General features: G+C 73.3%; 7 protein-coding genes and 1 pseudogene. 1 reads left to right on the top strand and 7 read right to left on the bottom strand.

Annotated features, from left to right (window positions below; genetic code table 11):
• Nucleotides 1–160: 160 nt before the first annotated feature.
• From ACZ4TG_RS08415 to ACZ4TG_RS08395, 5 genes and pseudogenes are all read right to left on the bottom strand, one after another.
• Nucleotides 161–2,620, bottom strand: coding sequence for an MFS transporter (locus tag ACZ4TG_RS08415; RefSeq protein WP_468161424.1), 2,460 nt, complete (start codon nt 2,618–2,620; stop codon nt 161–163).
• Nucleotides 2,621–2,714: 94 nt separating this feature from the next.
• Nucleotides 2,715–3,193: pseudogene (locus tag ACZ4TG_RS08410) on the bottom strand (MarR family winged helix-turn-helix transcriptional regulator); the annotation flags it as partial.
• A 246-nt stretch (nt 3,194–3,439) separates the two neighbouring features.
• Nucleotides 3,440–4,222, bottom strand: coding sequence for a lysophospholipid acyltransferase family protein (locus ACZ4TG_RS08405; RefSeq protein WP_468160703.1), 783 nt, complete (start codon nt 4,220–4,222; stop codon nt 3,440–3,442).
• A 167-nt stretch (nt 4,223–4,389) separates the two neighbouring features.
• Nucleotides 4,390–5,874, bottom strand: coding sequence for a cytochrome P450 family protein (locus ACZ4TG_RS08400; protein ID WP_468160701.1), 1,485 nt, complete (start codon nt 5,872–5,874; stop codon nt 4,390–4,392).
• 19 nt (nt 5,875–5,893) lie between these two features.
• Nucleotides 5,894–7,351 (bottom strand): lipase family protein, encoded by a 1,458-nt coding sequence (locus ACZ4TG_RS08395; protein WP_468160699.1) that lies wholly within the window; start codon nt 7,349–7,351, stop codon nt 5,894–5,896.
• Nucleotides 7,352–7,747: 396 nt separating this feature from the next.
• Here ACZ4TG_RS08395 and ACZ4TG_RS08390 point away from each other — a divergent pair, with 396 nt between their 5' ends.
• Complete coding sequence (locus ACZ4TG_RS08390) at nt 7,748–8,485, top strand: hypothetical protein (RefSeq protein WP_468160697.1); 738 nt, start codon at nt 7,748–7,750, stop codon at nt 8,483–8,485.
• A 57-nt stretch (nt 8,486–8,542) separates the two neighbouring features.
• Here the strand turns inward: ACZ4TG_RS08390 and ACZ4TG_RS08385 are convergent, their stop codons facing one another.
• Together ACZ4TG_RS08385 and ACZ4TG_RS08380 are read right to left on the bottom strand one after the other, a co-directional pair.
• Nucleotides 8,543–8,890 (bottom strand): hypothetical protein, encoded by a 348-nt coding sequence (locus tag ACZ4TG_RS08385; RefSeq protein WP_468160695.1) that lies wholly within the window; start codon nt 8,888–8,890, stop codon nt 8,543–8,545.
• Nucleotides 8,891–9,081: 191 nt separating this feature from the next.
• Nucleotides 9,082–13,002, bottom strand: a complete 3,921-nt coding sequence (locus ACZ4TG_RS08380) for a CHAT domain-containing protein (protein ID WP_468160693.1) — start codon at nt 13,000–13,002, stop codon at nt 9,082–9,084.
• Nucleotides 13,003–13,091: the final 89 nt, after the last annotated feature.

Raw genomic sequence — 13,091 nt, 5'->3', positions numbered from 1 at the left:
ACACCCGCGTCCTCCAGCTCCCGCACGAGCCGTCGGTGACCGGACAATCCCATCACCCGCGAAGGCAGCGAGTCGGTGACACCCCCCACCCCCCCCCCCCCCCCCCCCCCTCTCCCCCTCCCCCCCCCCCCCCCCCCCCCCCCCCCCCCCCCGGGGCCGCCTAGTCGCCCGGGTGGGCGAGCTCGATGTCGTGGCCGTCGACCCCACCGGCGCTCACGGTCAGCGCGGTGGCCGCCGGCGGGTAGCCCGTGGCGATGAGCGTGTACTCGCCGCTGTCCAGGTCGGTGAAGGCGTACGCGCCGTCCGCGCCGGTCCGTGCGGTGCCGATGACGTTGCCGGCCGCGTCGAGCAGCGTGACCTGCGCATCGTCGAGCGGTCCGCGCGGGGCCCGTACGACGCCCTGGACCTGCGTCCCCGAGTCGAGTTCGACCTCGACGCGGGTGGCGCCGGCGCCGGCGATGTCCACCGGCAGGGCCGTGGGACGGTGCCCCGTGGCGTTCACCGCGACGGTCACCGGCCCCGGGACCAGCTCGGCGAAGGTGAACTCGCCCTGCTCCCCGGTGCTCCCGGTGGCGAGCACGTCGCCGCGCACGTCGGTCACGATGACCATGGCGCCTTCGACCGGGGTCCCGGTCGCCGCGGCCCGGACGAGGACGGTCAGCCCGCTGGTACCGCTGAGCAGGACGTCGTACGCGACCGGCTCACCGTTCACGACGACCGTGGAGGCCTGCGGCTGGAAGCCGTCGGCCGCGGCGATCAGGACGTACGAGCCGCTGCCGGGCGCGGCCAGGGCGTACGAGCCGTCGGCCTGCGCGGCCGACCGGCCCAGCTGCCGTCCCGCCAGCGAGATCAGCGTGACCGCCGCCTGGGGCACGGGGGTGCTCTCGGCGCCGCGCACGTAGCCGCGGACCGGAATTCCGCTGTTCACGGGACCGGACACTCCTTCCGCCACCGTGGAGACGGCGGCCGTCTGCTGCGTTTCCCCGGGGCGCGCGCCGTCCGCGGCGTCGGCCCCGGCCGGGAGCGCGCTCCCGGCCTCGGACCCGCCGGAACCGACGTGTGCCCCGGCACCGGCCTCGGCGGCCCCGGTTTCCGCCGGGGCGGCCGCCTGGGCGATGCCGCCCGAGGTCCGGAGTGGCGCCTCCTTGATGAAGAGGGTGACGAGGAAGGCGAGCAGCGCCAGCGGCGCGGCGATCAGGAAGACGTCCGCGATGCCGTGGCCGTACGCGCTCTCCATCACGGTGCGCAGCGGGCCGGGCAGGCTGTCCATGTCCGGGATGCTGCCGCCCGTGCTGGAGCTCGCCGCGGCGGCCGCGTACTTCGGGTCGAGGGTGGCGAGGCCGTCCTGGGCGTAGTGGGTGATCCGGGTGGCCATCACCGCGCCGAGCGCGGAGACGCCGATCGCGCCGCCGAGGGAGCGGAAGAACGTCACCGTGGAGCTGGCCGACCCGAGGTCGGACGGAGCCACCTGGTTCTGGGTGCACAGCACCAGGTTCTGCATCATCATGCCGATGCCGAGGCCCATCAGCGCCATGAAGATCGCGATGTGCCAGTACGCCGTGTCGTAGCGGATGGTGCCGAGCAGGCCGAGGCCGGCGGTCACCAGGACGCCGCCGCACAGCAGCCACGCCTTCCACTTGCCGGTCTTGGTGATGACCTGCCCGGAGACGGTGGAGGAGACGAACAGTCCGGCGATCATGGGGATCGTCATCACGCCGGACATGGTCGGGGACTTGTCGCGGGCCAGCTGGAAGTACTGGCTGAAGAACACCGTGCCGGCGAACATCGCGACGCCGACGAAGAGGGACGCGATGGACGACAGGGTGATGGTGCGGTTGCGGAACAGGCGCAGCGGGATGATCGGCTCGCTGGCCTTGGACTCCACGAGGACGAACAGCAGCCCGAGAAGGATCGATCCGCCGACCATCACGCCGGTCTGCCACGACATCCAGTCGTACTTGTCTCCGGCGAAGGTGACCCAGATCAGCAGGAGCGAGACGGCGGCGGAGATGAGGAACGCGCCGCCCCAGTCGACCTTGACCTCGCGCTTGACGACGGGGAGGTGGAGGGTCTTCTGCAGCACGATCAGGGCGATGATCGCGAAGGGCACGCCGACGTAGAAACACCAGCGCCAGCCGAGCCACGAGGTGTCGGTGATGACGCCGCCGAGGAGCGGGCCGCCGACGGTGGCGACGGCGAAGGTCGCGCCGAGGTAGCCGCTGTAGCGGCCGCGCTCGCGCGGGGAGATCATCGCGGCCATCACGATCTGCGCGAGGGCGGACAGGCCGCCGACGCCGATGCCCTGGACGACGCGGCAGGCGATGAGCGTGCCGGCGTTCTGCGACAGACCCGCGGCGGCCGAGCCGAGCACGTAGATGACCAGTGCTATCTGTACCAGCGCCTTCTTGCTGTACAGGTCGGAGAGCTTGCCCCAGAGCGGGGTCGCGGCGGTCATCGAGAGCAGGGCGGCGGTGACGACCCAGGTGTAGGCGGACTGGCCGCCGCCGAGGTCGCCGATGATCTCGGGCAGGGCGTTGGAGACGATCGTCGACGACAGGATCGCGACGAACATGCCGAGCAGCAGCCCGGAGAGCGCCTCCATGATCTGCCGGTGCGTCATCGGGGCGGCGGCGTCGTGGCCGCCCCCGTGCTTGGCGTGAGAGCCCCGCACACCGGCTGGTGTGGTCGTTGCCATGGGCATCCTTACGTTCTTGTGCGGGTGTACGGGTGGTCGGTTTCGGCGTCAGGGGAGCCGTGGCGCGGAGCGGCAGTCGCCGAAGCTCGTCCGCAGCCGGGTCATGAGGTGCACGAGCCGGCCGACCTCGCCGTCGGACCAGTCGCTCAGCCGGTCGGCGAGCAGCTCGGAAGTGCGTCGGGAGAGCTCGTCGAGCTGCTCCTGCCCGGCGTCGGTGAGGTGCAGGATGCGTGAGCGCTTGTCGTCGGGGGCGGGGAAGCGCGCGATCCAGCCGCGGTCCGCGACGTGCGCGACGTGCCGGCTGGTCACCGACATGTCGACGGAGAGCAGCTCGGCGAGCCGGCTCATCCTCATGTCGCCGTGCCGCCCCAGCAGGGTCAGGACCGCGGCCGAGCCCGCCGGACATTCCGGGGGCAGGATGCGCCCCATGTCCCGCTTCACGGCGCCGAGGGCGCTGAGCTCGCGGGCGAGTTCCTCGTACTGCGCCTGCGTGCCCATGCCCACCTCCCGCTTCGTTGCCTTGGGCAACCGTAGAAGTGGTTGGTTGCTCCACGCAAATCAGAGCGGGCGCAAACGGCTAAAGCCTTCGCAAAGGCAAGCATGGAACGCGTAAACCCGCAGGTGGGCGGCCCGGTGAGGGGACCGGCGGGGCACCTCGGAGGGGCCGCGCCCCGAACACCGCAGCAAAAGGCAAACACCTGGGGGACAGCTGCGCCGCTGACCGCTGCGCCCCGTACCGCGGAATCAGTCGAAGAGGTTCTCCCGCTCGGCCAGTTCGCGGTCGATCAGTTCCTGGACGGCGGTGCGCGTGGTCTCGCTGAGCCGCCGGGCCGCGTCCCGGCGGGCGGCCAGACCGTCGGGCCGGGCCGGCGCCGGGATCGGCTCTCCGACCGTGATCGTCCAGTTGGACGGCAGCGGGAAGGGCGTGGTGACCGGGAAGTACGGCACGCCCAGGAGCCGGGCGAGGGTGGGCACCTCACCGAGCTTGGGGCACGCCTCCTCCGCGCCGACGATCCCGACCGGTACCACCGGGGCACCCGAGCGGATGGCCGCGACCGCGAAGCCGGGGCTGAAGGACTGCAGGCGGTACCGCTCGGTGAACGGCTTCTCCAGACCTGCGATGCCCTCGGGGTACACCCCGACGAGCTGCCCCGCGTTGAGGTGCTCGACGCCGGCCGTCGGACCGATCGGGAGCGCGCCGCTGCGGCGCGCGTGCCGCCCCAGGATGGGGGTGCGGAAGACGAACGGGGCCGCGAGGAAGCGCACGCGCCGGTCCAGTGCCCTGCCCAGGACCTTGTCCAGGACGAACGCGTCGAGGCCCCAGGCGCCGGAGTGGTTGACGGCGACCACGGCCGGGCCCTCCGTGGGGATGTTCTCCAGGCCGAGCGCGACGACCCGGAAATAGTCGTCGACGAGCCAGTCGAGGAGGCGGTCCCACGCCACCCCGCTGGCTTCGCCGAGCAACCGCTTGGCGGAGCTGAGTTCCGCCCCGGTCGCCTTGATCATCTCGGCCACACTGTCCCTCACGGTCCGACCTCGCTCTCACATCGCATGCCCGTCGACAAGGCTGTCGGCGAGACGGGGTTTCTGCCGGTACAACGTCCGTCAGAGCTGTTGATCACGGCCGGTCGGGACGGAAGGCGCGCAGTCGTTCGTTCGAAGGCCGGGGGAGTACCGGCGCCCGCGCACGGAGGTCAGTCCGACAACCGCCTCGCGGCCTGCCGTACGTCGGCGGCCGCCCTCGAACACCGGTCGGCGTGCCCGAGGAGAGCCATGCGGAACCGCTCGCCGGCCTCGCTCCCGTTCCAGCCGCTGTCGGCGGCGCAGGCGGAGAGGGCCTGGGCGTGGCCCTCCAGCCGGTCGGCGCCGGCCTGCCCCCGCGCCCCGTGCGCGCGGAGCGGCGCAGCCAGCGCTGAGCCGACCGCCGGCGGACCCTGCCCGTCCGGCGTCCCGCCCGGGCCGTCGTACGCGGCGAGGGCAACGACCACGGTCCGGGGATCGAGGGTGTCCGGCAGGCGGTCCGTGGTGAACCGCGGAGCGATGAGGACGGGCCGCATCCCGGTGGTGCTCCCGCGGACGACTTCCCGGCCGACGAGCGCGGCGAAGCGTGCGACGGCGCAGCCGGACGGGTTCGCGCACAGCGCCCACGCCGGATCCGCACGCTCGCCCTCCGCGCGCTGCCCCAACAGGGGCGGGACGTACAGGATCTCGTCCCCGGCTCCGATCCCCGGGCCGTCAGCGCCGAGCGGCGCGCGTACCGGGTACACCATCGCGGACAGCGGAGGGTAGAGGTCCAGGGCCCGGTCGATGGCCTGCTCGGCCGACGTCACGGTCCCCGTGACACCCCCGGACCCTCCTGCGGAACCGGACGCGCCTGCGGCGAGCAGGGCCAGGGCCTGGAGCGCCGAGGTGCTGGTGGCGGTCGACACCAGGGCCAGCGCGTGCGCGACGGTCAGGTGCGTCTCCTGGGCGCCTTGGCCCCGGGCCGCCAGCCGACCGGCCAGGGAGCCGGGCTCGGGAGCGGCCAGGTACCGCGCCAGCCTCCGTCGTACGGCCGCCGTCCGCGCCTCGTACGAACGGCTGCCGGCGGCGTCCGCCGCCGCCGTGACCATCTCGCTGAGCAGGGTGTCCGCGGCTGCATCGGCCCCCAGCACGACGTGCCGGCTCAGCCGCAGCATGCCCTCGCGCCAGTGGTCCCGGTCCAGGGTCCCGTCCTCCCGGCGCGCACCGAGTACCGGAACCAGGTGCTCGGCCACCTGGGCGGTCAGCCCGTCGAGCTCGTCCTCCGTCAGTACGTCCCACGCGCCCGCCGGCGCCACGTGCGGCGACAGCCCGTACCGGCGCCCGTCGGCGGCGAGACCGGACGCGGTTCCCAGCACCCCCGCGCCGTCGGCCCGGGTCAGCAGGCTCTCGGCGTCCGCCCGGCTCAGCGGCACGAGGAAGGTGCCGAACGGCGTGCGAAGCCGCACCGGGTGCCCGTCCCGGCCGCCCCGCAGGTGGGTCATCAGCCGGCGCGTCAGCCCTTCGCGGGTCAGCGCGTGCAGGCCCAGCGTGCGCGCGGTCAGGTCCGCCCACGGCATCCGCCGGGCCACCAGTGCGGCGCTGAACAGGACGTTCTCCAGGGGCCAGGCCGTTTCGGGCTGATACGCCGTCATGGCCGGGCCTTCGGCAAGGGTCATCGGTCGGTCTCCCTCGTGGTCACTTGTCGCGGAGCATGTACGGCTGGTTCCCGACGACTTCGCCGTCGTAGGCCCTGATCAGTTCGTTCACCCGGTCCCGGTGGTGCGCCATCTCCCCGCGCAAGGTGTCCGAGTACGCCTGCGGGGCGTGCGACAGCGGGTAGTCGTAGGACTCGTCCAGCCAGGTCAGTTCGACCCAGCTGGCGGGGATGTCGTTGGGAGACGCGGGCCCGCGCCCGTCCAGCATGGGGATCACGTCGTGCTCGTTGACCAGACTGATCACCTGAGTGGTGTGGTCGGCCGGGCGCTTGTTGTCGATGGGAGAGCCGAGCGTGACCACGTGCGTGATCCGGTAGGTGGACGCCAGCTCCACGTCCATGGCCAGGTTCATCGCCGTCAGCCCGCCCAGGCTGTGACCGACGAACATCAGCTCCGCCCCGTCCGGCACCCCTGCCCGCAGCAGCAGCTTCCGCGCGGCGCGCGTGTAGGTCGTGTCGGAGCGCAGGCACCCGTCGAAGGCGCCGACCAGGTCCTGCGGGGTGCTGTTGCTCGGCAGCCCGAAGCTCGTACCGGGCAGCAGCAGCACGTACCGGACGTGGCCGTCGGCGCACTCGACGCGCCGCAGCAGCGCCAGCCCGTGATTGCCGAGCGCGCCGATGTCGTTGATGTAGCTGACGATGTCGTTGCGGGACGTCGTCAGGACCTTCGCGAGGATCGAGTCGGGCTCGATCCGCTCCGCTCGTCCGGGCCCCGGGTTGAGGTACCGGAGCAGCGAACTCGGCAGTCCGAAGAAGGGGTCCGTCGCCGGCACACCGCCGGCGAGCGTCACCCAGGAGAAGCTGTCGTTGGCCGGATTCTCGTCGAGCAGCCCCAGCAACGCCAGCAATTCCATGATCACAGGGCTGACGGTGGTCAGGGCACGGGTCACGCCCAGCCGCTCGACCAGCGCGTGCAGCGCCCGCAGCGCCTCCCACCGGTTCCCGTCCACCATGGCGTCCGTGAGGCGCCTCGCCAGTGGCGAGTCGAGGTTGGGGTGCTCGACCGCCGCCGCCTCGATCCTCAGCGCGAAGGCATCCACCGCCATGGCCACCGAGGCCGGGCGGCGGTAGGTCATGCTCCCCGCCATCCGGGCCAGCTCTCCGACGACTCCGCCGTTCGGACCGAAACCGAGTCCCGACGGGCTGGTCAGCGCCTTCGCGCACGACGCCGCCGTGCCGAGCGCCCACCCGGGACGGCGCAGGGCGGCCAGTGCGAACCGCCAACCGCTCAACGCTTCCGTCAGTTCCGCACCGGCCCGCCGCGCGGTGAGAGCCGCGTCCGCCAGCAGCACGGAAGCGGCGATCAGGAGCTCCGCGTCGGGCCGCCCCGCCACCGGCCCAAAGGCCCCGGGGACGCGGGCGAGCGTGTCGAGCAGTGGCTTGGTCTGCCCCGGAATGGGCTGAGCTGTTTCCTCCACCAGCCGAGCCGCTTCATCCACCAGCTGAGCCGCTTCATCGACCACCTGAGGCGTCACGGGCCTCCCTCTCGTCGTTGTGCGGCCGCTCACCGCGCTGCCGCCCTTTTCCGCCAGGCATCGTGGCACCGAAAGTGATCCACTTCGCGCACGTACGAGGCCGCCGACAGGCGCGATGCCGGTCCCCATCGCGCCACCGGCCCCAGGCGGAGGGCTTCGGGGCCCGATTCCACGGGGCGCCGGACGGCTACGCCCGCGCCGTACCCGGCACACGGGATTCGACGGCCCGGAGGATGAGCGGGCGATCACCGTGTTGACCACGGCCGCCATCACCTCCCGCGCCGACGCCCGGTCCCCCGAACCGCCCCGAACGGCGGTCCCCGTGGTGCGGGGCGCGGCAGGGCCCGCCAGGGTGACGGCATGGGCGACTGGTGGTACCGCAACATCCTGGAGCCGGGGAAACTGCCCCTGCTCCTCGCGCTGTCCGCGTTCGTGGTCACCTTCGCGGTCACCCGGATCATCACGCGCATGATCCGCGCCGGGAAGGGTCCGTTCCGCAACGTCACGCCGGGCGGCCTGCACGTCCACCACGCCGTCCCCGGGGTGATCCTCATGACCGTCGGTGGTTTCACGGCGATCGCGGGCGGCCGTACGGGGTGGGGGTCCGCGCTGGCGGCCGTGCTGTTCGGGATGGGCACGGGCCTGGTCCTGGACGAGTTCGCGCTGATCCTGCACCTGAGCGACGTGTACTGGTCCAAAGAGGGAACCCTCAGCGTCGAGGTCGTGATCATGACCTCGGCCCTGGCCGGGCTGCTGCTGTGCGGCTTCCTGCCCCTCGGCGTCGACGGGCTGACCCCCGATCAGGAGCAGAACCGGCTGACCGCGGTGGTCACCGTCGTGCTGAACCTGCTGCTGGCGGTCGTGGCCCTGGTCAAGGGAAAGCCCCGGATGGCCGTACTCGGCGTCGTCGTCCCGCTGATCGCGCTGGTCGCGGCGGTACGGCTGGCCCGGCCGGTCTCCCTCTGGGCGCGGCGCTTCTACCCGCGCCGGCCCAAGGCAAGGGCCCGGAGCATCAAGCGCGCCTACCACCACGACCGCCGCTGGAGCGGCCTGCGGCGCCGGGTTGACTACCTGATCGGCGGCGCGCCCAGCCGGTAGCGGCGGCGTGCCGTGGGCCCGGACGCCTGCCCGGACCCACGGGGTGTCTCCCGAGGGTCAGGCGCCGGCCGGGGCGGGGGCCGCGTCGAGCTCCCAGGCGTGGCGCTTGAACTCCCGGCGGAAGTCCGTGTGGTCCTCCCACTGGCGGGCGATGCCGCGCAGCACGTCCCAGTGGTGCTCCACCGACTGGTCGATGATGCTGCGCGTGCGCGGCTCGGCCGACTCCCGCTGCGCGATGAGGCCCTTGACGGCGGAGGCCTCCAGCACGCTGTTGCGCAGCGCGCGCAGGGCCCGGGAGGTGTCGTCCATGGCGAAGCCGCTGTCACTTCCGGTCTCCGCCTCGAACAGCGGGGTCAGCCGCGCCTCGATGAACGCGGTGATCCGCTCGAAGTGCTGGACGTCCATCAGGGGTCTCCCTTTCCCGCCGTGCCGGGCGCGGGGCCCGGCGCGGCCCATCGAAGCAGCTCGGGGGTGAGCTCAGGTGCAGGATACGAGGTGGGCGGCGGACGGCTGCGAGGACCTCCTGCCGTGACGCGGGGTGGGTGATCTGGCCGGTGGCGGGTTCGGCCTGCCGGGCGAGGCGCCTTCCGACCCGGTCAGGGGCCGGTGTGCAGGTACGGGGCCCACAGGGCCGGGGAGTCCGGTCGGGTGCGGCGCAGGTTGTGGATCGCGGTGTGCAGAGCGGCCGCGGCGGGGAGGGGGCCGTCGGGGGACTGCGGGGTGTCGGCGAGGGTTTGGTAGAACGCGCCGGCAACCTGAGGGGCGCGCAGGTCGCTGATCGACCACTGGGTCGCGATCACGTGGCGGTATCCCGCGAGGTGGAGACCTCCCGCCAGGTGCGCGAACTCGTCGGCCAGGGAAGCGACCCCGCCCGCCGTCTCGCACGCGGAGAGGAAGGCCAGCTCCGCCGCGTCCAGCCGCAGCGCCGTCACCTCGCGCAGGCTGATCATGTGGTCCGTGCAGTGCAGCGCGCCGCCGGCGAGGGAGTACGAGGAACCGTGGCCCGCGAAGTGCAGCCAGGTGTGGGACGGGAGCTGCGCGAGCACCGTGTCGCGGGTCGCCTGGGGGCCGATCACGGCCGTCATCCGGGGGAACCGGTCCCGCAGGGCGCCGATCTCCGGGACCGCGTGACGCAGCTCCGTCATCCCCTCCGCGTCCGGTACGGCCACGCCCAGCATCTGCGGCGGGGTCCCCGCCGGGCGTAGGCCCGCCTCCAGGAGGGAGCGCAGGGTCGGGGCGTAGGAGCAGACGGCACGGTCGAGGAGGTTCGCCTGCGCCGGGGCGGGGCCGTCCGCGCCGGGCGCCGGGCAGATGCCCGCAGCGTGCAGCGGGAGCATGGTCAGGGAGCCGGTGGGGCACCACCACAGCCGGGGCAGCGCCCCCTTCGCGGGACGGGCGGGCCAGGCGAGCGCGGTCAGGACGGGCTCGGCGATGTCGTTCCACAGGGCCGCGAGCAGGGATCGCAGGACGTCGTTCCGCTGCCGCGGGGTGGTTTCCTCCGGGCCCCGGAACGTGGTGATGAGGTCGCGGGTCCAGCCGTTGACGACGGGGCGGGAGATCCTGTCGAGGCGAACGAGCAGGGGCGCGTCGGCCTCGGCCGTCACCACCAGGGCGTCGCTGCGGTGACGGCCGATGTTGACGACGACGACCGGACCGCCCCGCGCGGCCCCGCGCAGCCCGGCGTAGGGGCGCGGGCGCAGGAAGTCCGGCACCAGTATCCGCGCCCGCTCCAGCAGGCGGTCCCACGCGGCTGCCGCGTCCCTGCGGCGCTGGGACTCCACCGCCACCTGGTGGGCCGAGAGGTTGCGCGCTTCCCCGTCGGTGCCCGCCGTGCCCGCGCTGTCGAGCCGGCGCCGGACGTCGTCGAGGTCCCGGGCCAAGTCCGGGGCCAGGTCGCGCAGCTGGTCCAGGCCGGTACGCGCGTCCAGGGCCTGCGCGAGGAGGACGCCGCGCCCCTGTTCGAGGAGCTCCACCGCCTGCGCGAGGCGGCCCGCCTCGATGGCGACGGCCGCGGCGTCCGAGGCCAGACCGTTCGCGAGGGACAGGAAGTGCTCGCGGTCCGTGCGCTCCAGGCCGTGCCAGGCGGCCTGGGGCAGCAGTTCGACGGCGTACGCGTAGCCGGCCAATGCCTCCTCCCACCGCTCCTGCGTGGCGGCCACCACCCCCCAGCGTTCTGCAGCGACGAGCCGGAGACGGGGAACGCCGGTGGTCAGCCGGGCGGCCTCACGGAAGATCTCGACCGCCTCGTCGGTCCGGCCCGCGCGCTGCAAGGCGTTCCCGAGGTGCAGCAGGCAGCCGTCGCGGCTCGCGCTGTCGGGAGGACACCGGTCGACGCAGCGGCGGCCGGCGTCGACGGCCTCGGCGAGGTCCTCCTCCCGCCTCAGGAGCACGTACCTGTCCTGCAGCAGCTGGCACAGGTTGGACAGGAACTTCACCTGGTCGAAGTGGTCCGGGGACGCCGTGTCGATGGCCCGTCGGATGGCGCTGATCGCGGCTTCGAGGTCGCCCGGGTCCCGGGTTCCGGCGAAGCGCTCCTGGATGGTGATCGCGAAGTTGCACAGGTTCATCGGGAGCCGGAGCGACGCCGGCGGGGTGACGGCGACCGCGGCGCGGGCGTACCGGACGGCCTGCTCCAGGTCGTCCGGTCGGCCGTGGCGGGTGTGGGAGGCCCTCAGGGCGAGGCTGAGGTTCGCGAGCAGCCGGTCCTGGTACGGGTGGTCCGGCTGGAGCAGTTCCATGCCCTCGGCACAGGCGGCGACCGAAGCCGTCAGGTCTGCGACGTCCCCGGAGTTCTGAAAGCGGGTCAGCAGGGAGTGGCCGAGTCCGCTGAGGCACATCGCGCGGTGTGCCGTCGAGAGCCGGCCCGACTGCGCGGCCCCCCTTTTGGCTTCGATGGCGCCGTTCAGGTCTTCGAGCCGGCCGCCGTGCTCGTAGCGCGACTGGAGGGCGTTGCCCAGGTCGTTCAGCATGACTGCCCTCGCGCCGGGCTCCGTCCCGCGGGCCCGCAGAGCCTCCCGGGCGAGGTCGACCGCTGTGTCGAAATCGGATCCGGCGCCGGTGTGCCGTCCGCGGGTCTGCAGTACGCCCACGGCAGCATGCGCGGTCAGAGCGCGGGGCGGCGTGTCGGGCGTGGTCTCCCGTACGGCCCGCAGGGACAGGGCCGCCGCTTCCTGGAGGTCGGTGCCGTCGCCGCGGTCCTCGAAGCGGCGCAGGAGGACCTCGCCCAGCGAGGTCCGCAGCACGGTGGCCTCGTCGCCGCCGTCGGGGCTGAGCGAAAGGGCCTTCCTCAGCAGACCGACCGCCTCGTCCAGGAGCGCCGGGTCCGCCGTGTGCTCGTCGTACAGCGTCACCAGGGCGGCACCGCGCATGAACAGGGCCACGGGGAGGCCGGGGTCGTGGTCGGGGACGCTCCGGCCGGAGGCCTCCAGGTGCCGTAGGGCGGAGTCGATGTCGCCGGGGTCGGAGACCCGTTGGTGGCGCTGCATCAGGCTCACCGCGAGCAACTCGCGTATCTGGTCCTGCGCAGCGCCGTCCGTACCGCGGTGCCCCGGGCGCAGGAGGCCCTCACAGAGGGCGATCGCCTCGTCGAGGTCTGCCAGGCCGCCCGTCTCCTCGCTGCGCAGGCGCAGGACCGAAGCCAGGCACAGGACTTCGAGGGCGGTCTGCGGGTTGTCCGGCCCGCTCTGCGCGACCGCCGTGCGCGCCGCCGCGACCGCCTCGTCGGGATCGGTGCCGACCGGGGTCCCGCCCGCCCGTGCCGCCTGGATCCGCAGCTGCAGTCCCTGGGCGAGCGATCCCCATGCCCGGGCGTGCTCCTGCCGCCCCGAACGGGACAGCCGCAGGGCCGCCCGGGCCGAGCCGATCGCCTCGTCGAGGTCGGCCGCGGCCTTCGTCCGCTGATACGTGCCCAGCAGGAGCTCGGCGAGATTGACGTGGGTGCCGGCGACGAGGGGGTGTCCCGGCGGCAGGGAGGCGAGGGCCCCGCGGGTGGCTGCGAGAGCTGCCTCGAAGTCCTCGGCGGCCAGCGTCCGCACCGCCTTGGCCGTGAGCATCTGGCTGAGGTTGGCGCGGCGGCCCGGCAGCCGCTCGTGGTCCGGCCGGGTCGCGGCGATGCTGCGGCGCGCCGCAGCGATGGCGGCCTCGATGTCGGCGACGCGGTGGCCGGTCCGGTAGCGCTGCGAGTGTGCCAGCGCCAGGTTCGACAGCTGCTCGTCGAGGAACGCATGACCGAGGGCCTCGCCCTCCGCCACCGCGGCGGCGCTCACCGCGACCGCCCGGTCGAGTGCGGAGGCGTCGCCGGTCAGGTCGAACCAGCCGCGCAGCGACCGGCCCAGCTCCGTGAGGCAGACGGGCCTGTCCCGGGAGCCGGCCGGCAGGCCTTCGAGTGCGCGGGACCACTGGAGCAGGGAGGTCCGCAGCGCCTCGGGGTCGCGCAGGCTCTGCCACCGCTCGAAGCCCGCCAGTGCGGCCCGGGCCGCCGCGTGCGGCTGCTGTGGGCGTCCCGGCGCGTCGGTCATGGACAACTCCCCGTTGCCGTTGCGGCAGGTGTGTGCTCCGTTCAAACTCTCCTATGGTGGCACGCTGTTCGCGCTGCCGGACGCTGAAG

The sequence above is a fragment of the Streptomyces sp. NPDC028314 genome, assembly GCF_055565795.1.
The sequence above is the reverse complement of the archived record's forward strand: the minus strand, read 5'-3'. Positions and strand labels throughout refer to the sequence as shown.

Bases quoted from the DNA above. Each gene is read 5' to 3' on its own strand.
- ACZ4TG_RS08415 (WP_468161424.1), bottom strand. From the start codon at position 2,620: ATGACGCACCGGCAGATCATGGAGGCGCTCTCCGGGCTGCTGCTCGGC.
- ACZ4TG_RS08400 (WP_468160701.1), bottom strand. From the start codon at position 5,874: ATGACCCTTGCCGAAGGCCCGGCCATGACGGCGTATCAGCCCGAAACG.
- ACZ4TG_RS08390 (WP_468160697.1), top strand. From the start codon at position 7,748: ATGGGCGACTGGTGGTACCGCAACATCCTGGAGCCGGGGAAACTGCCC.
- ACZ4TG_RS08385 (WP_468160695.1), bottom strand. From the start codon at position 8,890: ATGGACGTCCAGCACTTCGAGCGGATCACCGCGTTCATCGAGGCGCGG.
- ACZ4TG_RS08380 (WP_468160693.1), bottom strand. From the start codon at position 13,002: ATGACCGACGCGCCGGGACGCCCACAGCAGCCGCACGCGGCGGCCCGG.